This is a genomic window from Streptomyces sp. R33 (assembly GCF_041200175.1).
GTDB classification, from domain to species: domain Bacteria; phylum Actinomycetota; class Actinomycetes; order Streptomycetales; family Streptomycetaceae; genus Streptomyces; species Streptomyces katrae_B.
Window position 1 is genome coordinate 8,148,985 of sequence record NZ_CP165727.1, and the last position, 19,409, is coordinate 8,168,393.

Consider the following 19,409-nt stretch of genomic DNA (forward strand, 5'->3'; position numbering starts at 1 on the left):
GCGTCAACTCCGCCCTCTGCGGCCTGAACTGACAGGTCATGGAAGGGCAATGACCGACCCCCGGGATAAGGTGCGCGCGAGCGCCCCAACTACCCTTGTGGAGAAGGAACATGCGCATATCCACTGCCCTGCCCGCCGCCCTTGCCCTGACCGCCGCGACACTCGCGGGAGGCGTGACCCCGGCCGCCGCCGAGACCACCCTCAGCACTGTCAACCTGGAGGCCGGTGCCAACCTCCACCACAACACGGCGACGGTGAAGTACGAGCGCATCGACGGCGCGGTGAACTCCGTCAAGGTCACCTACGTGCTGATCACCTCCGGCGAGCGTGACTGCGCCTGGGTTCAGTGGAACGACCCGAAGGCAGGCGGGGACGGCTGGACCTCCCTCACCCCCGAGCCCTCGTGTTACGGCATCGGCATGGGCGAGACGCGCGAGGTCATCATCAAGGCCCCGGCGGGCCACCCGCTCAAGGTACGCCTGGCCGCCTACCACTTCGACAGCGTTGACGTGATGCACAAGGACATCGCGAAGCTCTAGCCGCGCGGCCCAAGGGGACGGTCGGCCCAGACGGTCTTGCCCGGGCGGACGGGTTCGCGCTCGCCGGTGGTGATACGACGTGACGCCACGGCCTACTATCAGGCCGTCCAGGTGGGTGCCCGCACCGACATGCACCGCCAGTACATGCGGGACCATCCCATGCAGAACTGGGGCGGCGACGGAGAGTGACCGAGAAAGAGAGGGTCACACCATGATTGAGATCGCCCCCGGCGGTCCGGGCAGCACAGCGCCGTACAGGACCTTGCTGCCCGTCGTCGAGCTGCTGCTCGCCTACGGCAACCGGTACGTGCCGGGCCGCGAGGGCTTCATCGTGGACCCTCGCGGGGGCGCGGCCTGCGAGCTGGAACTGCCGCTGGACTTCGAACTGCTGGCAGCCGAGGTGACCTTCCCCGAAGCGGTGGACGCCAGTCCCGAGAAGGACGGCATCCTGGACCGCGGGACGTGGTGCTTGATCTCGGGCCCGGGCGAGCGGGCGAGCCGGATCGTGATGCCCAAGCGGGTGGACTGACCGGCAGCGCGGCCCGGTGGAGCCGAGGTCAGCGGGCCGCGACCGGGTCGGCGAAGCAAAGCCGGGCTCATCCGGCCGTTTCGCCGCCGGTCAGATGCGTCGCAGGCGCTGGGAGAACAGAGCGCGGGTCTGCTCGAGGTCCTCAGGGCATGCCGCACCGCGCTTGGGCAGTACGAAGAAGAACTCCATGCTGCCGGTGAGGACGAACAGGTCGGGCGTCTCGAACCACCAGGGGTAGGAGTTCCAGTCGGCGGTGACGGTGTGTCCGGATGCGCCGGTGGTGGTCAGCCCGTCCTCGCCGAGGGTGGTGAGACAGACACCGTGCTCCGCGTGGGTGGCGTACTGGTCCCGCGTCCGGTGCCGGCGGAACCACTGGCGTACGACGAGCACCGCGATGGCGCAGATCGTGCCCGTGACCACGATCTCCGTCTGGTCGAAGTGCCACTTCCACGCCCGGATGGCGAACGCGACGGCCGCTGCCGCGTAGAGCGGCAGCAGGTGCCTGGTGCGCCCGGGCCAGGAGCGGAGGGTGTAGTGCCACAGAGCCCTGTCGTAGTCCGCGGCGGCGGGGGTGTAGTCGAACCGCGCAATGCTGACCGGAGCAGGGTTTTCGGCCTGTCTGGCTTGTTCCGTGTTCATGACAGCGGAGAGTACGACACCGTCCCTGCGAGCCGGTAACCACGTACGGGATGCCAAGGCTTCGACGAGTACCGGCCTGTTCGTCAGGACGAACGAGTAGCCGACGGAACGGGACTCGTCCGGGGTCTGCGAGCGCGGTCAGAACCAGTGCAGGCAGTGCGGGGAGCGCTCTGAGCGGAAGAGGGCGTCCGCGAGATGGGCCGCGCCCGGGCGGTGGGCCTGGATGTGTCCGGCACGCACGAGCGTGCTCGGGGCGGTGCCGCCGAGGTAGACCGAGCCCAGGTCCCGGATGTCCAGGGACAGGTCGGGCTCCCGGTCGGTCGGCACGCAGTCGGCCCTGCCGTCCCGGACGGTCAGCAGGTAGCGGCAGTGCTCGCCGAGGAACGGGTCGTCGACGTCGAGGACGAGCTCGCCGTCCATGAACCAGCCGCGGGCGGTCAGCGCCCGCGGGACGTCCAGCAGCCGTACCCACAGCCAGTCGGTGTCGCCGCTCACCTCGCCGGCGCGGAAGTCCGCGAACTGCCAGCGCAGCGGGTGCTCGGGCGGGACGTGCTTGAACACGACCTGAGAGACCAGGTCGTGACCGAGTACGAACCGGGCCAGGGCCGTGAAGACAGCGTCGTCGGTGGCGATGGTCTCGTCGACCGTCAAGGTCTGACCCTCGCCTGTCAAGTAGCTGGCATACCCGTCCGGGACGCCGTCCACGTCACGGTGGACAGCGACGTAGCGCGGCGCCGACGAGATCGGGGGCTGCCCCGCGCGCAAGGCCCACCAGCGGTGCGGCCGGGACAGCGCGCCGGGCTGGGTGCGGCGATACCGGTCGTAGACCTCTTCCAGAATCTCTCCGCACTCGGCCCGAGGCAGCACCTCGACCGAGCCGTTGTCCGAGCCGGTCGCTGGTGCGCCGACCACGTCGCGCGCCCGTGGAACGGCGAGAGCGGCCTCGTGGCGCGCCACCTTCAGCTGCGCCGTGTAGGTCGCCGGTCCGTAGCCGAACCTGCCGTAGATCGGAGCCTCAGAGGCCAGCAGCACGGAAAGGAGTTCCCCGCGGGCCCGCAGCTCGGCGAGCTGATGCCGCATCATCCCGCTGAGCACGCCCTGGCGCCGGTGTGAGGGCAGTACGCCGACGGCGGTCACCCCGGGGGCCGGGACGAGGGTCGCACCGGGCAGGGTGAGCTCGAAGGAGTACGTGGCGGCGGTGCCTACGGGCCGCCCGTCTGTCGTCAGGGCGAGCATGCAGCGGTCCGCTTCGAGCGCCGACCACCAGAGCCCGCCGCCCTCGATCGGGGTTTCCGGGAAGCGCCCGAACGCGGCGTGGACCGTGTCGATGAAGACGTCGAGATCCTTGACGGCCGTGGGACGGATCTCCATTGCTGCTGCCTCCTCGGGACACCGGCACCACGACTCGTGGTGTCAGGCCACATTGCAGCGTTGACCCGTGGCAGGGGGCAATCGAATTTTCGCAGGTGGCGATCCCCATCCGCTCGCCTGATGCACCCCGGATGGCGGCACGCGGCAGCAGCGCTCGCCAGCCCCGAGGTCGGATTGTCGTACCGAGGCGTTACAGTGTGCGCCGCGGTTGAGATGGCAGACCACCGACTCCTCGGGAGGGCATGCCCCACCGCAGCACCCTCGTGACATGACGTCAGGGGTGTACGAGGGCGGGCCGTCGGCTGTTGCGGCGCGTCCTTGTTCACAAACCGAGAAACAGCCAGGAGATCCATGAGAAAGAGAGCGCGGAGAGCGAGCATTCTCGCTGCCGCCACCGCCGTCGCGGCCACGAGCATGTTCATGGCCGCACCGAACGCCAGCGCGGGCACGTCCGAAATCGCGAACGCAGGCTTCGAGAGCGGCAACGCGTCCTGGAACGAGAAAGTGACCCCGTTCGCAGGGCACCTCATCAACAACTCCTCCGCGTGGCCGGCCCACTCGGGCACCGGCAAGGCGGAGCTGGGCGGCAAGGGCCTGACGGGCATAAGCCGCATCTCGCAGCAGATCACGGTCCCGGCGTACCGGGTTCCGGTGCTCTCGTTCTGGGTGCGCAGCGATGTGGTCTCCGGAGGGGCGAGCGGCTTCGGCTTCCGCCAGCTGATCGTGGAGGCCACGGCGGAGGACGGCACGCCCTATGAGCTGCACGACCGCATGAACAAGGCTGGAACCAACGGTTCTTACGAGAAGGTGACGGTCACACTGCCCGACGCCTTCTACGGCTCGTCTCCGCAGAAGGTGAACATCAGCTTCATGGCGATCGAGGACGCGGCGAACCGGATGCCGTTCCTGATCGACGATGTGAACATGGAGTACCGCTTCAAGGTGATCGACCGTCCGGTGATCATTCCGGGCGGGATCTTCCGGCCCATCGGGGGCTGACACTCCCCCAGGCGGGCAGGGCGGCGCGGCCCGCGTGTTACGACGGTGGCCGCGCCGCCGATGCTTGGGCCTGGTTCTGTCGCTGCTGGCCGGTGTGGTGGTGCCGGCAGGCGGAACCACCCGGTCCGTCCGTCTCGGTAGCATGCAACGCATGGCCATCAAACTTGAGAACGTCGGGATCGCCGTGCGCGATCTCGAAGCAGCGATCTCCTTTTTCACCGACCTCGGCCTCACGGTCGTCGGCCGTGACACGGTCAGTGGTGAGTGGACCGATACCGCTGTCGGCCTGGACGGCAATCACGCCAACATCGCGATGCTCCAGACGCCGGACGGTCACGGTCGCCTTGAGCTATTCGAGTACATCCACCCCGAAGCGATCGAGTCGGAGCCCACTCGTCCCAACACGATCGGCATGCACCGCGTCGCCTTCTCGGTGGACGACATCGACAAAGCCCTTGAGACGGCGGCAATGCACGGATGCAGGCCCCTTCGCGGTGTGGCGACCTATGAGGACGTCTACAAGCTCACCTACCTCCGCGGTCCCAGCGGCATCCTTGTGATGCTCGCCGAAGAGCTGAAGAAGAACTGACGGCCGATCGGGCCGGTTCGCCCACCTACGAGCCCAGCGTCTTGCCGAGCCAGTCGAAGACGACCTCGCAGTGCAGTTGCGGGGCCATGGGGGAGCAGTGCAGTTGCGCCCCTTGGGCCGCCGTCAGCTTCAGGTAGTCCTTGGGCGAGGTGAGGGCGTCGTACATGCGGCGCGGCTGGCCGGGGTAGAACTGCTCGCCCTCGTAATCCAGCACCAGGGTCGGCGCCTTGATACGGCCGACGACGTCCGTGATGGACAGCGCCTTGACGCGGTTGGCCGGGGTGTAGAAGTCGGTGAACAGCTTGCCCTGGCGCGCTTCGAGCATCGCGGGCACGGAGAACGGTTCGAACCGTTTCTTCATCACGTCGGCCGCGTCCGGGGGCAGTTCGGGGACGACCTCCTTGTTCCAGATGTCGTTCGTCTGCTGTTTGTCCGGGGTGAGGATCTTCCGGATCTCGGGCGGGAAGCCCAGCCACGGCTCCACGCAGCCCGGCATCGCGACCAAGGCGGCGATGCGTGTCTCGAACGCCGCGGCCCGAGGTGCGAGGTCGCCCGCCATGCTCAGGCCCGTCAGGGCGATCTTGCCGGAGTCCACGTCCGAGCGGGCCGCCAGCCAGTCGACGAGGGGCGTGACGACCCGCTCCCAGGTGGGGGTGAACACCACACGGTCCACGAAGAGCAGTTGCCCCTGGCCCGGTCCGTCGTAGACGAGCGCGTTCCAGCCCCGTTCCAGCGCGGCGGGGATGCCGTACGTCCACATGTCGACGTTCTGGCCGTCGCTGCCATTGGTCAGGATCACCGTCGGGCGCGGAGTGCCGGACGTGTCGGGCCGGAAGAACCACACTGGCAGCGGTGTGGTCCCGTAGGGCACCTTCGCCTTCACCGGGGCGGGCTCGCACAGGTCGCAGAAGGTGTCCCACGCGGCGCGTCCCGCCTTGTAGAGCTGCTCCTCGCTGCCGGGGTCGTCCGAACCCAGGACGAAGAACAGCGCCTGGCCGTAGTACTGGGCCGCGCGCAGGGCCCGGAACCGCTTGGTCTGGCCGTCGGCGGGGGCGCCCGGGGGCGGCGCCATGAGCTGGTCGCCGAGGCTGCGGAACGTCTTGACGTACGACTGCGCCGTCAGCCCGGCTCCGTTGATCGCGTTCACGGCCGTCAGGACCTCGCCGACCTCCGCGGAGCCGGCGCCCGAGGCTCCGAGCGCGAGGAGTCCGTTGAAGTTGTACGCGGGGTCCTTGAACAGCGTCATCGCGCCCGGGGTGATGCTGCCGCCCGCGGCGGCGGCCGAGCTGCTGGTGGCCGCTGCCGGGGCGCCGGGGGCACCGCCGCGGGCGCAGCCTGCCAGGAGCGCGGCTCCCGCTCCGGCTGTGAGGAGGGTGCGACGCGTGGGTCCGGAGTGCGGATCGCCGTGTACGGGGCTCATGACACCGGAGCGTAGAGCCGGACCGGCACTCCGACCTCCCCGACCGCCCAGCGCGGAGCGAGCCGACCGCCGCCCCCACCCGCCCCTGAACAGGGAGGTCTCAGCCAGCCGCCCCGACCTACCGCCCTTGCGCCGTTCGGGCGACCTGAACCACCCCGGCCCGCGCCCGAGCGCCCCGAGGCCCGACTGTCGCTGGGCCGACTGGGGCGCGCCCGTATCGCCTGCGGGGGTGGGCCGGTCGGGTGGCGTGTGCTGCGCCGACGCCGGTGTGGCCGTGGCCGTGGCCGGTGTGTCAGAGCCGGCCGGGGGCGGGCCGCGAAACCACGATGGGCAGCGTATGCAAGCCGGGCCCGGGGGACCTGTACGGACTTGTCCGACGGCCCGCTCCCGGGCGCGGCGCCAAGGGGTAGGTTGGAGGCGTGATCGACTTTCTCCGGGGCGCCCCGGTCGCAGGCAGTCTCGACGTCGTCTGGCACGCGGGCTGGCCCTCTCCGAAACACGACCCGGCCCCGGAGATCCAGGTCCACGCCTACTCCGAACACACGGTGCTCCTGCGCCAGAACAAATCCGTCCACTACGAAGCCCCTTTCCTCTTCCTCCTCTTCGGCAATGACAGGGCACTGCTCCTCGACACGGGCGCGTCCGCCGACCCGGCCCACTTCCCTCTGCGGGAAACGGTCGACCGGCTCGTCACGGACTGGCTGGAACGCCATCCGAGGCGCGCATACTCGCTGGTGGTCGCCCACACGCACGGACACGGCGACCACACCGCGGCTGACCCGCAGTTCGCGGACCGGCCCCTCACCACCCTCGTGGGACCCGGACTGGACGAGGTCACAGCCGCGTTCGACCTCTCCGACTGGCCACACCGCACCGGCGAACTGGACCTGGGCGGCCGCATCCTCGATGTGATCCCCGGCCCCGGCCACCAGCGGGCCGCAGTGGTCTTCCACGACCGCCATACCGGCCTCCTGCTGACCGGCGACTCCCTCTATCCGGGGCGGCTCTACATCGAGGACCGGACCGCCTACTCGGCCACCGTGGACCGGCTGCTGGACTTCTGCGCCACCCGGCCCGTGCGCCATGTCCTCGGCTGCCACATCGAGATGACCACCACGGCGGGCGAGGACTACCCCCGCGGCACCACGTACCAGCCCGACGAGCCGCCGCTCCAACTCACCACAGGTCATCTGCACACCCTGCGCAGAGCCCTCGACGAGACGGCAGACCGCCACGGCACCCACCCCTACGGGGAGTTCATCCTCGTCTACCAGGACTCACCGGCCATGACCGCTGCCCAGTGAGGGATGTCAAGCACCGGGAGAGCTCACCGGCGACAACTGCCGGGGGCGGGGTCGTGCCCCGGGATGATCTCGGGGACAGTGCTGCACCGCTCCCGCGGGTTTGGCTGCCGGGCGTCTAGCGGGATGTGTGAGACTTCGCTCGAATGATCATTCGGGGGGAGTTTTACGTTGAACGCGTTCTTGAAGAGGGTGTGGATCGGACTGGCCGCGACTTTGATCGTGAGTCTGGCCGCCGTGGTACTGCCGGACCAGGTACAGATCGACGACGACGGGCGTGTGCACCTGGGCGCGCCCTCGTCCAAGCCGTCCGGATCCGCGTCGGCGCCCGCGCCGGTGCCTGAACCCCCGTCGCCGCCCCTCATGCGGGACGAGGTGGACGAAGTGATCCGGACGGCGGTCCGTGCGGCGGGCCTCGACCCGGAGCAGGGCAAGTCGAGGGTCGCGGCCGGATCCAACCTGAACAGGACGGGCTGGACGGCCGTCCGGGAGAAGGCGGCCGCACCGTCCGAAATGAAGGCGATCTGTGCGGACTTGGAGCGCCAGGGCTGGGTGCTGAACCCGAACGGTGACAGTGCCGACGCCTCCCGCAGCTACAAGCGCGGGGGCTGGTACCTGCTGGTGAGCACGCGCGGGCAGACCCAGGCACCGTCCGACACCCTGAGCGACTCTCAGACCTACCTGACCGTCATCGGGCTCCAGCTCAACCTGTCCGACATACCGCTCCCCGAGGTCACCGTCGGCATGCGCTGACCACTCACAGCAGAGCCCACACCGTCTTCCGTCTTCGTCGGCCGGGTCACGACAGCCTGAGCTGCGGGTCGGTCGGCTGCTTCGAAGGGGGCATCGGCCGGCACCGATCCTTGGCGTGCGCTGGAAGGCTTCCTGTTCCGCACCGTGGAGGCCCAGGTGACCGCGCCTCGCCGGCGCCGGTCACTGCGGCGTCCACCGGCAGCCTGCCGCGGACCGAGGCGGGGCGCTGGTACCTCACTGCGCTGCTCGAAGGATTGACGGCCCCGCCGAATGACGGCGCCGCAGGCGCTGGAGGAGAGGCGAACGGTGGTCCCGCCTCATGGAGCGGATCAGATCGACAGCCCGACGCCCCCGCGGGGTTGACCGCCAGGTCGCACGGCCCCGGCGTAGTGGGCTCGCGAGACCTCGTCGGCGCCGACGGGGTCTCGGTACCCGCGTGAGGGCCTTCAGCGATGTCCGCACCCGCTTGAGCTCCGCCTCGTCACCCGTGCCGGTCCATCGAGCCGCCCCGAATGCGGCCCGCAGGCTTTCGCCTGAGGGTGCTCCATTCCGTCAGGCGTCGAAGCGGTCGCGGGAGGCCTCGATGTGACCGAGGTAGCGGTGGGTCCAGTCGCACAGTCCGTCGATCGTCACCCGCAGGGCCTGGCCCGGCTCGGTGAGGGTGTACTCGACCCGCGGCGGCACGACGGGGTGCACCGTCCGCTCGACCAGACCGTAGCGCTCCAGCATGCGCAGGTTCTGGGTGAGCATCTTGTGGCTGATGCCCTCGACCTCATCGCGCAGCTCGCTGAACCGCAGAGTGCGGTCCCCGAGGGCCTCGATGATCAGGAGCGCCCACTTGTTGGCGACGTCCGAGAAGATCTCCCGCCCCAGGGAGTCCGCGCGCCTCAGGTCCGCTTCGTCGGGCGAGCCCGTGAACTGCTTGGTCACCATCAGGTTCCCCAGTCACTGGAAAGTGCGTTCTTCCATGTCATCGACCACTCTCCTACGGTTCCTGAGTAACCACAAGAGAGCAGGCGTGTGGTGGCTCGAGGGCAGCGAGCCCGCGGGCGCTCATGGCAATGGAGGCAGGCAGCATGGCCATCACCTTGGTGAACCCCAACGGATTGCCGGAAATCGACGCCTACCGGCAGGTGTCGATCGTGACCGGATCGAAGCTCGTCTTCATCGCCGGACAGGTCGCCTGGGACGCCGACGGAGTCAATGTCGGCGAAGGCGACCTCGCCGCGCAGGTCGAGCAGTGCTACCTCAACATCGCCACCGCTCTGGCCGAGGTCGGCGCTTCCTTTGATGACGTGGCGAAACTGACCGTCTACGTCGTCGACTGGACCCCCGACAAGATGCCCCTGCTGATGGAAGGGCTCGGTCGGGCCGCCACGAGGCTGGGGGCCGCCCCGGTCCCGCCGGCCACGCTGCTCGGTGTCGCCGCGCTGGATGTCCCCGAGCATCTGGTCGAGGTCGAAGCCACCGCGGTCATCGACTGAACAGACGTCCCTCGCCCCGGTCCTGACGGCCCCGGACTTCCGTGGCGGCGGTGACGAGGCCGCGTATCCAGGTGACGCGCCTCGCCGGTCAGGGGCCACCCTGGCCCCGCTGGCGCGCACAGCGACCCGGTTGCACCCCGCCCCGGGTCTGCGACACCGCATGACAGCTCGGTCGGCGGGCCACTGCTGTGGCCCGCCGACGAGCCGTGGCCGCACTGCGACGAGTGGCACGGGGGACCGGGCCCGGTGGCCATGCTGCCCGTGGCCCAGCTGTACGTGCGGGACATCCCCCCCTGCGCACGCCCGGACGGGCCGATCTGCTCCAGGTGCTGTGGTGTCCCTTCGGCCACGAGCCGGACGACAAGCCGCTCACCGCCCTGTTCTGGCGTACCGCCGCCGACGTCACCGACGTCCTCGTCGCGCCGCCCGAGCCGTTCGACGTGGAGGACGAGGGCTACGTGCCCAAGCCGTGCCTGTTCGCGCCGGAGCAGATCACCGAATACCCCAACCCCATGGAGCTGGGCAAGGAGGTGCCGCAACAGCTGGCGGACGGGAGCAGGTGACGGGCGGCTGGATCCGAATGGAGATCCCATACCGAGAGCTGGATCCCCTCCGAAGACCAAGCCCTCGCCACCTCGTCCCTCGACGATTCCGAACCGTGGAACCCGACCCGGCTCGACCTCGTCCGAGGCTACGACCTGCAACTGCACGTCTGCCCGGTCTCCCCGGAACATCCCCACATCGGCCTGATCCAGTGAGCCAACCGCATCGCGCCCCCGCCCTGGCGGGCGTGTGGTGGACGCTCACCCACACCGGCTGGAGCCGGGCGCTGGCCGTCCTTGAACCGCTCGCCGTCCTGGGTTTTCGTGCGGCGAGAGACATCTTGCGGCACAGCCGTTCGCCGGGGCGGCCGACGAGTTCGACCGCGACCGCGTGAAGTCACCGCACGAAACCGATTCTGGAGCGAAGGTAGCGTTCACTGAGCCCGCGGACCTGCTCGACGAACGTCTTCCTGAGGCAGTGGGAACGGTCACAAAAGAAGCGACGCACCCGCAGCCTGACCTGCAACTTCTTGCCCGCAAGCGAACGCTCGGCCAGACCGCGTTCATACGAGGAGTGCACACGGCGGGCACGAACTCAACAGCCGGGACACCGCGGTCCGGGACCGCACGGCACCGCAACCACGACCAGGGTTTCCGCGGTGAAGTCCATCCGCTCCAACCGCACATCGATTCCTGGGAACAGCACACGAACGAGGCCGCTGGGTCCTTGACTTCGCTAGGGTGTCGAACAGGACCGTTGGAGGACGCCATGAGTGCTCAGCCCGAGTACGCACCCGCCCCGCCGCCCGTGCCGGCCCCGGCCGCCGCAGCCCAGTTGCGCGAGCAGCTGCGTGTCGACCGCCGTGCCGAGCAATAGGTGCCCGCCCTCGAGCGTGACTGGGCCAAGGCCCTGGAAGGCTCCCGTCACTCGTACTCACTCACCCCGCTGCACGACATCGTCCGTACCTGGCAGCTGCGCGTCGCCTCGGCCCCGGCCGTCGACGCGTACACCGACTCCGGTCGTGACGAGAGCGGCTTCGTCGCCCTCGAGGACGTCCTGGGGACCCGCCAGTGACCGGTACGTCCTGGAGGGTGCGAGTATCCCCGCACGCGGCGAAGGCGCTCACCGACCTTCCCGAGCCCGCGACGCAGATGATCCGGGATGTCCTCGACCTCGCGACCCGCTCCCCCTGGGGCTGGCCGCAGTGGGATACCGGTGATCCCGAGGGCGAGGACATCCGGGCCGCCTCCATCGGACAACTGTCCGTCGTTTACGTGATCAACCAGCTCTCAAGGCACCTGTCCGTCCTGGCCATCGTCTGGCTCGGCTGACCGCCGGTCCAGAGACGGCTTCGAGGCGGCTGAGCGGGGTCCGCCGGGCGTTCAGGCTGCGTAGTCGGGGAAGTCACGTGCGGTGGGGATGTGCTGGTGGTCGGCGAGTTGTGCGCGGAGCCTTGAAGGCGTTGCAGCGCGATCCCTTCAAGGAGTTCGCTCGCACTCACCTCGGCCGTGTGCTTACCGGCCGCGTGACCAAGATCGTCCCATTCGGCGGCAACATGGAAGCCACCCTCAGCCGCCTGCGTTCCCTGGCCGAAGGCGTCGGCACGCTCCGGCGGTAGAGGCGGATGTCGTTTCTCGACCTCGGTCGTGGTCAGCAGACGGCCGGTGGCGCACTCGGCCCGGGAGGGGTAGTCGCGGCCGGTCCGCATCCGTGACGGGGTAGGCGAGCAGCTGCGAGCGGCCGGCCCTCGTCCCGGAAGGCGAGCGCCACCGCGGCAGCCAGATTAAGCCCCGGCGCCCTCACCCCGAGGGGCGCGGACCCGGCCGACACCGCGGGCCGGGACAGCGGCGATGAGTCAGCTGGAGCGTATGACGTCACAGTGATCGACCGGGGCGTCGGCATGATCGACCAGGGGCTGCCGGGCAGCGGAATCCGGCCGCCGGATAGGGTCTTGGCATGGTCACGGCCCAGGCAGCATCGAGCACGAGGCGGAGCCGCCGCCCGGCGGGGCCGCTGCGGCTGCTGTGGCTGGCCGCTCTGCTGTTCGCCCTCCTCTACACCCACGCGGCAGGAGCCGACAGTGCCTCCGCGCACGTCACCGGCGGGGCCGTGTCCCACCAGGCGCCCGTCGAAATCGACGGGACCCACCACCCCGACGGTGAGGGACCCCGTGGGAGGGGCGACGACACCGGGCGGCACTCTCACCCCGCCGAGACATGCGCCTCCGGCCATCCGGAGCAGGGTTGCGCTCTGCCGTGCCCGCACCTCGTTCCCCTGGAAGACCTGACCCCTTCCTTGGCCGCGATGCGGCCGCAGCTCTGGGCCCCGACGCTCCCGTCCGGTCTTCCGCCCTGGCGAAGTTCCCTCAGCTCAGTGGTGCAACAGGTATAGGTCCGGGCGCTCTGCCCCAGCCTGCCCTGACTCTCATCATCGGCCCCGGCCCGCCCCTTGCTGGTGCGCGCCGGGTGATGAGCCACACCTGTAGCACCCAAGGAACTCGCACATGACCTCCATTCGGCTTCTCGACGCCTGGCCTGCGGACCCCGCAACGGTCGCTCCCGCGACAGGGCGGGCCGCCCGACGCAAGAAGCGCTCGTCCCACAAGCGTCTGCTGACCGCCCGCTATCTCGGCTACGTCGGGTACTTCGTCGGCGCCGGCCTCATCAGCGGCGCCGTGGTCCACCACCCGTTGGACCCCGACCGCTACACGCGGATCGCCCTCTACGGTGCGCTCGTCTTCCTCGCCGCCACCGTCCTCAACGAGTTCCTCCTCACCCGGGAGCGCCCCGGGCTTGCGCGCATGCTGGCGGTGATCGGCTCTTCGCTGTTGTTGTCGTTCGGCATCGGCATGCTCAGCGGCGGACTGCAGCACTTCGACGACTTCCCGGCCCGCGGCGCGATCCTCGTCCCCGTCGGCCTGGTCGTCTCTTTCATCGCCTACGTGATCAAGGATGCCGACACGCCCTGGCACCGCATCTTCAGCCTCGTCGGCCTGACCGTCCTCGCCGTGGCGGCTGTCGCCTACCTCGGCCTGCGTGACGTCGCAAACTCCATGGAGAGCGCGCCCGGGGGTCAGGGCCACAGCCACGGCACCGCCGAAGAGGCCATCAGCACCGAAAAGCCTGCGGCAGACGATCACACGTCCACCACCGGCCCTTCGGCCCCGGCTGCCGGCAGCACCGCCCCCACGGCCAAGCCCGGCCCGAAGGCGCCAGAGCACAACGACGGCCACAGCCACTGAGAGCACCCCCTCCCCGTGCGACTTTGGCGGTCAGGGCATTTCGTCCGGGTCGCAGGTTGCCCGGCGCAGGCCGATGGTGCGCAGGGCGCGCATCAGTCCTTCCTCGTCGCCTGCGCGCACGCTGTGGACGGCCCCGTCGAGGGTGAAGCCGTCGAGGTCGCCGGGGGCCGCGTCGGCTCTGGTGCGGAGTACGACCCCGCTGGGCGGGTCCAGGGCGCGTACTCCGTGGAAGATGCCGAGTGCGGCCGGGTCGTCTCGGAAGCTTCCGGCCAGGGTGAGCACGGTGATGTCGGGGAGCAGGACCCGGGCGTGGGCGAGGGCGATGTCGGGCGTGCGGGCGTGGGAGATGACCTGGAAATGGGGGTTGCGCTGGATCCGCGACCTCAGCCGCTCCAGTTCCTCGCCCTCCGGTACGCCGACCACCAGGACTGTCATCACGATCCCCATTCTCCGTCCGTGCCGCGCGTAGGGCAGGACGCCGCGGAACCCGGTGCCGTGCGGCGGGCCGGCCCGGGCCGGGCGGGCCGGGCGGGCCGGGCGGGCCGGGCGGGCCGGACGCGAGTGGCGGGTGCGATCAGCTCTCGCTGCGCCGGCGTAGCTTTCGCCTTCAGTTCATTGCAATGTGAAGGTGGTCTATCGTTGCGTTAATTTTCGATCCATTGCAACAATTTGTGGCACATGACCTGCGTAGATGTCATCTATGTGCAACGAAGCAGTTGAGGAATCTCGAAACGCAACGTAGCTTTTCCTTCATCGGAAACAAAAGCCGGAAGGAAAGCATCATGCAGAAGTTCGACACCCCCGCCCCGATCGCGGCCGTCCTGGACATCCCCGCCGGCCGTATCCGGTTCATCGCCGCGGACCGCGCGGACACGGCGGTCGAGGTCCTGCCGGCGAATGCCTCGAGCGGCCGTGACGTGAAGGCGGTGGAGCAGATCGAGGTCGGATATGCCGACGGCGTCCTGCGCATCTGGGCCGCACCGGCGGAGAACCGGTTCCTGGGCGACTCCGGCTCGGTCGAGGTGACCGTCCGGCTGCCGGCCGGCTCCCGTATCGAGGCGAAGGCGGCCAGTTCCGAGTTCCGCGGTATCGGACGCCTCGGTGACGTCGCCTTCGAGGGCGCCCAGGCCTCGGTCGAGCTCGAGGAGGCCGCAAGCGCCCACCTCGCCGTCCTCGCTGGTGACGTCTCGGTCGGCCGGCTGAGCGGCCCCGCCGAGATCAGCACCCAGAAGGGCGACATCAACATCACCGAAGCCGTGCGCGGCACGGTCACCCTGCGCACCGAGCACGGCAACATTTCGGTCGGCGCCGCTGCCGGAGTCTCCGCTGCCCTGGACGCCGACACCTCCTACGGCCGCATCCACAACGCCCTCACCAACACCGACGGCGCCGCCGCGGGCCTGAGCATCCATGCGACCACCTCCTACGGCGACATCACCGCTCGCAGCATCTGACCCGCAGCCCCTGAGGAACATCCGGCCCGAAGAGGCCGACGAGACCCCCTGCACTCTGGAAGAAGGCAAGCCATGACCTCCATCAAGCAGTCCGCCTGGACCGGCATGGTGTCGATCGATGACACCGCACTGGCCGTGACCGACACCGGCGGTTCCGGCCGCCCGGTGGTCTACCTCAACGGCTCCTACGCCGACCAGTCGCACTGGCGGCGCGTCATCACCGACCTCGGCAGCGGCTACCGGCACATCACCTACGACGAGCGCGCCCGCGGCAAATCGAAGCGCGCCGGCGACTATTCGTTCGAGGCGTGCCTGCGTGACCTCGACGCCGTCCTCACGGCCCGGGGCGTGGACCGGCCGATTCTGGTGGGCTGGTCCTACGGGGCCATGCTGGCCGTGCACTGGGCCGCCCGGAACCCGGACCGCATCGCGGGGGTGGTGTCCGTGGACGGCGCCATGCCCCACGAGTGGCTCGACGATGCGGCCCGGGAGCAGGTCCGCAAGCTGTTCCGCCGGATGAGCCCGCTGTTCCCGATCGCCCGCCCGCTCGGCCTGGCCGCGCGCATGAGCGCCGCGCAGCACGCCGAGATCAACATCGAGATCAACGAGCTCTGCACGCCCGCCGCCCTCAACCCGGTCTTCGACCGTGTGACCGTACCGACCCGGTACGTGCTCGCCACCGGCGGCAACCTCGGCGGCGACCCGAAGCTGATGGAAAAGATCCGCGCCGACCTCGACCCGGTGGTCGCCCGCAACCCGAACATCCGGGTCAGTGCGAAGGTCGCGAGCAACCACTCCAAGATCCTGCGCAAGGACTTCCGAGCCGTCGCCGACGCCGTACGCGAGGTCGCCGCCACTCGCGAACACCACAACGTCGGCTGAGCCGGCCACGCCGGTGTCCTGGGAGGGCAGCCCCGCCGCCGGCGTCAGCGAGACGCGGTCCAACGGCTGTACCGATGTTCCACCGGCTCAGATGTCGATCGGGGCCAGCCCAGGATAGATGTCGCGCCAGCGGTAGCGACGGCAATGGAAGTGCCAGTGGGCGAAGGCGGTCATGTAGCGGTCGAGGTGCGGGCGTTGCTCGTCAGTGGCGAGGTCCAGGACGCGGCGGTAGGCAGTCAGGCCGCTGTCGAGGCTCCGGCGGTAGGCGGCGAGGTAGGGGATGTTCTCGCTCACCGAGCGGCGGTAGATCCGGCTGGCGAGGAAGTCCTCGCCGTGCACCGCCTCCTTGTAGAAGGACAGGACGTCGTTGATGTCGTTGAGGAACGCGACGCAGGAGCTCAGCGCTGCCGACCAGAATGCCCGATGGTGGACGGCGCTCAAGCAGGGGTCGGTGAACTGAAGCGAGGTGAACCAGAACTGGGAGAAGCCGTTGAAGACGCGGACGAAGTCGCTGTCGACCTCGTCGGACGCCTCCGGCGTGAACTCCGCCTCCATGAGGACGCCGGTGATCGCGTTGTAGAAGAAGGTCTTGAAGACGGCGAGGAACGTCGGATCGCAGAACCGTGCGACCTCGTCGAACATGTGCCGGATGTACCGGGCGTTCGGCGAGGATGCATGTTGCTCGGGCAGCATGCCGGCCCGCAGGATGGCCTCCGCCTCTGCGGGGTCGTGGCAGCACACGTCATCGGTGTTGGTGGTGAAGACCCAGATGCGGTCAAGGGCGAGGGCGAGCTCGTCGTCGGCGATGGGCACCATGAGGGCGCGCATCAGCGTGATGTTGGTGGTCGTGGCGGCGGGGACGGTGACGCCGAACGCCGCGAACTCGGTGGTGAGCGCATCGGCGTCGGCGCGGGCCTGCGCGAGGTTGACGAGCGGATCGAAGGTTTCGGTCAGGGCGATCATCTCGTCGACAAGGCCGGAGGCCAGGACGCCGGCGACCATCGTGCGGTGGCGATGATCGGGGACGGCTTCGAGGCCGCTCCGCGCCGTGTAGTGGAGGGTGTCCACACCAGGCGGTCGGGGGTGCCTGATCGTGCGGCGGCCTGTCGAGTCCACACCGCGTCCTTCCGAATGTCGTTCCCGGTCAGCGGCGCCGTACCTGCACGGCCCGCTGGATACTCACGCAGTTCATCCCATCACTGGCTGCAATGGTGCATCGCAAAAACTCGACATGGGCTCGGTCTGCCGGGTCGTCCTCCACCCGGAGGCCGTGAACCGCTGCGCGTACTGACCGCTCAGCGACCCAGTCGTGCCGCGAGCCCGTCGAGCACGCAGTCCAGACCGAACGCGAACTCGACATCGGGGTCGAGCTCCTCGGCTTCGAGGACACGGCGGGCGAGCATCGGGTGTTCGCCCGCCGCGAGGACCTCAGTGATGTAGGGGCCGACGCTGCGCTGCCACTCCTCCTCGCTGAGCCCGGTGCGCTGCTCCGCGCGCCGAAGGGCCTGCTGGGCGGCGACCGAACCCAGCACGTACGCGTGCACGGCGCTGAGCGCCTGCGAGGCCAGGGTGATGTCGGGCGTGAGCGCGACGGCGGCGCGCAGCGCGGCCTCGGACCGCCGCAACGAGTTGGGACCGAGCGCAGGCCTCCCCGCCAGTTCACCCGCCAACCAGGGATGCCGCAGCAGCGTCGCACGCAACGCGTGCGCGACCGCCCCCAGATCGGCACGCCAGTCCCCAGCGGACTCGGGCAGCGGATCCTCGCCCTGCGCGGCGTCGACCATCAGGTCCACCAGCTCGTCGCGGTTGGTGATGTACCGGTAGAGCGAGGCAGTCCCGGAACCGAGATCACCCGCGACCCGGCGCATCGACACCGCCGCCAGTCCCTCCGCGTCCGCGACGGCCAGCGCGGCGGCCACGTACTGGTCCACCCCAGGTGCACGTCGACGCGGCTCGGGGCGCGGCCGGGTCCACACCGACGAGGGAACGGGTTCGGTCATCGGGGCGGCTCCTTTCCTCGTTGACCCGCATCCTACCTTCTGGGTACGGTGTATCCATGACGGAGACAGTGTATCCAGAAGCGCCGGTGCTCGTGGTCGGAGGTGGCAGCGTCGGCCTGCTCACCGCGGCGCTGCTCGTCCACCACGGCGTCCCGGCGGTGCTCGTCGAACGCCGGTCCGGGCCGTCGGTGCACCCACGGGCCACCGGCATCGGTCCGCGTACCGTCGAGATCCTCCGCGAACTCGGGCTCGATGCCGCCGTCGACGCCGCCGCGGTCGACCTCCGGGGCGCTGCGGGAAAGGCGGTGGCGCGAACCGTCGTCGAGATGGGCGCGGGCGACGTCGTGACCGTGCCCATGCCCACCCCGTCCGCCGACGAACTGGACGTGACGCCGTTCAGACTGCGCGGCGTCTGCGCCCAGGACCGGCTCGACGCCGTCGTGGCAGCCGACTTGGCATGCCGCGGAGCGGACGTGCGCTGGTCGACCCGTCTGGTCGGCATCGCGCAGGACACCGGCGGGGTCGACGTCGAACTGGAGGGACCCGACGGCCGCTATTCGCTGCGGTGCACGCGCGTAGTCGCCGCCGACGGCACGCACAGCACCGTGCGGACCGCGCTCGGCGTGGGCACCTCCGGTCCGGGCGACCTGGGCAAGTCGATGATCAATATCCTGTTCCGCGCCGACCTCCGACCGCATCTGCGGGGAATGTCCTTCGCCACCTGCACGATCACCGCGCCGGAGGCGCCCGGCCTGCTGGCCACCGTGGACGGTGAGACGAACTGGGTCTTCCACGTCCCCTGCGACATCGAAGGCGGCGAACGCCCCGAGGACTTCACGCACGAGCGCTGCGCCGCGGTCGTCCGGCTGGCGGTCGGCGATCCCGACCTCGACGTCGAGGTGCGCAGCGTGCTCTCGTGGCGGCCACGGAGCGCAGCGGCCGAAAGCTTCGCCGTCGGCCGCGTGTTCCTCGTGGGCGACGCCGCGCACACCGTGTCGCCCCTGGGCGCGTTCGGCCTCAACACCGGGGTCGCCGACGCGCACAACCTGGCGTGGAAGCTGGCCGCCGTCCACCACGGCGAGGCCGGTGCCGGGCTGCTCGACACCTACGCGCACGAACGTGAACCGGTCGCTGCGGCGACGCTGGACCAGGCGATGCGCAGGCTCGCCGACCCGGAGCTGCACTGGGGACGCGGACCCGAGGCCGACGCCGCCAGGGCGGCGGCGGGGGTGTGGGCGGCGCCGGTCGTGCACCTCGGCCAGAGGTACGACTCGGCCGCCGTTGTCGACCCGCGGCCGGAACTCCCCTCCACGGTGGACCTGGTGCTGGACGGGTCCCCGGGTTCACGGGTGCCCCATGCGTGGATCGACGGGGTGTCCACGCTCGACCTGGTGGCGTCCCGGTGGACCCTACTGGTGGGCGTCGCCGGCGACCGATGGCTCACCGCCGCGGCGGAAGTCGGACTCCCCGCGCACCGCATCGCGGTTCCGTGGCTTCCCGACGAAGGGGCGCTGCTCGTCCGTCCGGACGGGATCGTCGCGATGCGCGCCACGGCGTCGGCGACGGATCCGGCTCGGTTCCTCACCGAGGTCTTGGACCAGGTGCTGGCCAGGCCGGTCCCGGTGCCGAGCACCTGAACGGGGGTGCCTCCATGGAGGCGCCGCC

General features: G+C 69.7%; 22 protein-coding genes. 15 read left to right on the top strand and 7 right to left on the bottom strand.

Annotated elements, in window-relative coordinates:
- The first annotated feature begins 110 nt into the window (after nucleotides 1-110).
- On the top strand, nucleotides 111-539 hold the full coding sequence (locus AB5J51_RS37430) for a hypothetical protein (RefSeq protein WP_053786763.1): 429 nt from the start codon (nucleotides 111-113) through the stop codon (nucleotides 537-539).
- Between the two features lie 211 nt (nucleotides 540-750).
- Nucleotides 751-1,068 (top strand): hypothetical protein, encoded by a 318-nt coding sequence (locus tag AB5J51_RS37435; protein ID WP_369779780.1) that lies wholly within the window; start codon nucleotides 751-753, stop codon nucleotides 1,066-1,068.
- Nucleotides 1,069-1,158: 90 nt separating this feature from the next.
- Here the strand turns inward: AB5J51_RS37435 and AB5J51_RS37440 are convergent, their stop codons facing one another.
- Together AB5J51_RS37440 and AB5J51_RS37445 are read right to left on the bottom strand one after the other, a co-directional pair.
- The gene (locus AB5J51_RS37440; protein WP_369779781.1) at nucleotides 1,159-1,707 is read right to left on the bottom strand and encodes a YcxB family protein; all 549 of its coding nucleotides are present in this window, start codon (nucleotides 1,705-1,707) and stop codon (nucleotides 1,159-1,161) included.
- Between the two features lie 138 nt (nucleotides 1,708-1,845).
- The gene (locus AB5J51_RS37445; protein WP_369779782.1) at nucleotides 1,846-3,078 is read right to left on the bottom strand and encodes a GNAT family N-acetyltransferase; all 1,233 of its coding nucleotides are present in this window, start codon (nucleotides 3,076-3,078) and stop codon (nucleotides 1,846-1,848) included.
- A 351-nt stretch (nucleotides 3,079-3,429) separates the two neighbouring features.
- On the opposite strand from AB5J51_RS37445, the gene AB5J51_RS37450 reads away from it, so the two are divergent.
- Nucleotides 3,430-4,077 (top strand): hypothetical protein, encoded by a 648-nt coding sequence (locus AB5J51_RS37450; RefSeq protein ID WP_136224042.1) that lies wholly within the window; start codon nucleotides 3,430-3,432, stop codon nucleotides 4,075-4,077.
- A gap of 151 nt (nucleotides 4,078-4,228) precedes the next feature.
- On the top strand, nucleotides 4,229-4,666 hold the full coding sequence (locus AB5J51_RS37455; RefSeq protein WP_369779783.1) for a VOC family protein: 438 nt from the start codon (nucleotides 4,229-4,231) through the stop codon (nucleotides 4,664-4,666).
- Nucleotides 4,667-4,691: 25 nt separating this feature from the next.
- Here the strand turns inward: AB5J51_RS37455 and AB5J51_RS37460 are convergent, their stop codons facing one another.
- Nucleotides 4,692-6,086 carry an alpha/beta hydrolase family protein gene (locus tag AB5J51_RS37460; RefSeq protein WP_369779784.1) on the bottom strand — a complete coding sequence of 465 codons (1,395 nt, stop codon included), beginning with the start codon at nucleotides 6,084-6,086 and terminating at the stop codon, nucleotides 4,692-4,694.
- A gap of 419 nt (nucleotides 6,087-6,505) precedes the next feature.
- Between AB5J51_RS37460 and AB5J51_RS37465 the strand changes: the two genes are divergently transcribed.
- Both AB5J51_RS37465 and AB5J51_RS37470 read left to right on the top strand, forming a co-directional pair.
- Nucleotides 6,506-7,390 carry an MBL fold metallo-hydrolase gene (locus tag AB5J51_RS37465; RefSeq protein WP_369779785.1) on the top strand — a complete coding sequence of 295 codons (885 nt, stop codon included), beginning with the start codon at nucleotides 6,506-6,508 and terminating at the stop codon, nucleotides 7,388-7,390.
- Nucleotides 7,391-7,558: 168 nt separating this feature from the next.
- Nucleotides 7,559-8,140 (top strand): hypothetical protein, encoded by a 582-nt coding sequence (locus AB5J51_RS37470; RefSeq protein ID WP_369779786.1) that lies wholly within the window; start codon nucleotides 7,559-7,561, stop codon nucleotides 8,138-8,140.
- A 552-nt stretch (nucleotides 8,141-8,692) separates the two neighbouring features.
- Here the strand turns inward: AB5J51_RS37470 and AB5J51_RS37475 are convergent.
- Nucleotides 8,693-9,073, bottom strand: coding sequence for a helix-turn-helix domain-containing protein (locus AB5J51_RS37475; protein ID WP_053786772.1), 381 nt, complete (start codon nucleotides 9,071-9,073; stop codon nucleotides 8,693-8,695).
- A 143-nt stretch (nucleotides 9,074-9,216) separates the two neighbouring features.
- Here AB5J51_RS37475 and AB5J51_RS37480 point away from each other — a divergent pair, with 143 nt between their 5' ends.
- From AB5J51_RS37480 to AB5J51_RS37505, 6 genes are all read left to right on the top strand, one after another.
- Entirely contained in the window at nucleotides 9,217-9,624 is a 408-nt protein-coding gene (locus AB5J51_RS37480; RefSeq protein ID WP_369779787.1) for a RidA family protein, read from the top strand.
- 326 nt (nucleotides 9,625-9,950) lie between these two features.
- A complete protein-coding gene (locus AB5J51_RS37485) occupies nucleotides 9,951-10,187 on the top strand; it encodes a hypothetical protein (protein WP_369779788.1) in 237 nt (78 codons plus the stop codon).
- A gap of 856 nt (nucleotides 10,188-11,043) precedes the next feature.
- Entirely contained in the window at nucleotides 11,044-11,241 is a 198-nt protein-coding gene (locus AB5J51_RS37490) for a DUF6247 family protein (protein WP_369779789.1), read from the top strand.
- Nucleotides 11,242-11,258: 17 nt separating this feature from the next.
- Nucleotides 11,259-11,498, top strand: a complete 240-nt coding sequence (locus tag AB5J51_RS37495; RefSeq protein ID WP_369779790.1) for a hypothetical protein — start codon at nucleotides 11,259-11,261, stop codon at nucleotides 11,496-11,498.
- Nucleotides 11,499-11,620: 122 nt separating this feature from the next.
- Nucleotides 11,621-11,785, top strand: a complete 165-nt coding sequence (locus tag AB5J51_RS37500; RefSeq protein WP_369779791.1) for a hypothetical protein — start codon at nucleotides 11,621-11,623, stop codon at nucleotides 11,783-11,785.
- An 885-nt stretch (nucleotides 11,786-12,670) separates the two neighbouring features.
- The gene (locus AB5J51_RS37505) at nucleotides 12,671-13,408 is read left to right on the top strand and encodes a hypothetical protein (protein WP_369779792.1); all 738 of its coding nucleotides are present in this window, start codon (nucleotides 12,671-12,673) and stop codon (nucleotides 13,406-13,408) included.
- Nucleotides 13,409-13,438: 30 nt separating this feature from the next.
- On the opposite strand, the gene AB5J51_RS37510 is transcribed toward AB5J51_RS37505, so the two are convergent.
- On the bottom strand, nucleotides 13,439-13,846 hold the full coding sequence (locus AB5J51_RS37510) for a hypothetical protein (RefSeq protein WP_369779793.1): 408 nt from the start codon (nucleotides 13,844-13,846) through the stop codon (nucleotides 13,439-13,441).
- Between the two features lie 344 nt (nucleotides 13,847-14,190).
- On the opposite strand from AB5J51_RS37510, the gene AB5J51_RS37515 reads away from it, so the two are divergent.
- Both AB5J51_RS37515 and AB5J51_RS37520 read left to right on the top strand, forming a co-directional pair.
- Entirely contained in the window at nucleotides 14,191-14,862 is a 672-nt protein-coding gene (locus tag AB5J51_RS37515) for a DUF4097 family beta strand repeat-containing protein (RefSeq protein WP_369779794.1), read from the top strand.
- Nucleotides 14,863-14,934: 72 nt separating this feature from the next.
- On the top strand, nucleotides 14,935-15,744 hold the full coding sequence (locus AB5J51_RS37520; protein WP_369779795.1) for an alpha/beta fold hydrolase: 810 nt from the start codon (nucleotides 14,935-14,937) through the stop codon (nucleotides 15,742-15,744).
- Between the two features lie 87 nt (nucleotides 15,745-15,831).
- On the opposite strand, the gene AB5J51_RS37525 is transcribed toward AB5J51_RS37520, so the two are convergent.
- The gene (locus tag AB5J51_RS37525) at nucleotides 15,832-16,860 is read right to left on the bottom strand and encodes a hypothetical protein (RefSeq protein WP_136224050.1); all 1,029 of its coding nucleotides are present in this window, start codon (nucleotides 16,858-16,860) and stop codon (nucleotides 15,832-15,834) included.
- Nucleotides 16,861-17,039: 179 nt separating this feature from the next.
- A complete protein-coding gene (locus AB5J51_RS37530; RefSeq protein ID WP_369779796.1) occupies nucleotides 17,040-17,744 on the bottom strand; it encodes a TetR/AcrR family transcriptional regulator C-terminal domain-containing protein in 705 nt (234 codons plus the stop codon).
- A 56-nt stretch (nucleotides 17,745-17,800) separates the two neighbouring features.
- Here AB5J51_RS37530 and AB5J51_RS37535 point away from each other — a divergent pair, with 56 nt between their 5' ends.
- A complete protein-coding gene (locus AB5J51_RS37535; protein WP_369779797.1) occupies nucleotides 17,801-19,381 on the top strand; it encodes an FAD-dependent monooxygenase in 1,581 nt (526 codons plus the stop codon).
- The last annotated feature ends 28 nt before the right edge of the window (nucleotides 19,382-19,409 follow it).